The sequence below is a fragment of the Bradyrhizobium sp. P2_E8 genome (assembly GCF_056403875.1).
In genome coordinates this window covers 1-697 of record NZ_JBFUES010001804.1, presented here as the reverse complement: position 1 = coordinate 697, position 697 = coordinate 1, and the positions used below count along the sequence as shown (strand labels likewise).

Here is a 697-nt window from a genome sequence, read left to right as displayed (position 1 = left end):
ACCAGGATCAGGCCGTCGGCGCCCTTCTCGATCGCCTTGTGCGCGAATTTCTGGTTGATCACGTCGTGGAAGATGATGCCGCCCCAGCCGTGCACGGCCTGGTTCAGCTCCTCGCGCGCACCGAGCGAGGAGATGATCATCGGCACCTTGTACTTGGCGCAGAGCTGCATGTCGTGATCGAGCCGGTTGTTCGACTTGTGCACGATCTGGTTGACCGCGAACGGCGCCGACGGCTTGTCGGGATGCGCGCGGTCATAGGCCGCGAGCTCTTCGGTGATCCGCGCCAGCCATTCGTCGAGCAGCTCGGGCGGCCGCGCGTTCAGCGCCGGAAACGAGCCGACCACACCGGCCTTGCATTGCGCGATCACGAGATCGGGCACCGAGATGATGAAGAGCGGCGAGCCGATCACGGGGATCGACAGGCGCCCTTTGAACAAGGCAGGCATGGACATCGCGAAACGATCCTCTATTGGCGGTCAAATCGAAGTTGGGAGCCATACCAACAAGGCAATCTTTCCACTGTCAAGTATTGCGTTTTGGCGCCGTGGCGGATGCCGCTACCGCAATTCCAAGCCGCGGAWTTCCTCTTCCGTCATTCCGGGGCGCGCCGAAAGGCGCGAGCCCGGAGTCCATCGGACCTCAGCACGCGTGGCGATATGGATTCCGGGTTCGCGCTTCGCGCGCCCCGGAATGACGA

General features: G+C 62.9%; 1 protein-coding gene. It reads right to left on the bottom strand.

The window, feature by feature from the left end:
- The coding region (locus AC1D00_RS44020) for an NAD(P)H-dependent flavin oxidoreductase (RefSeq protein WP_477015060.1) at positions 1-452 on the bottom strand (452 nt) is incomplete at its 3' end.
- Positions 453-697: the final 245 nt, after the last annotated feature.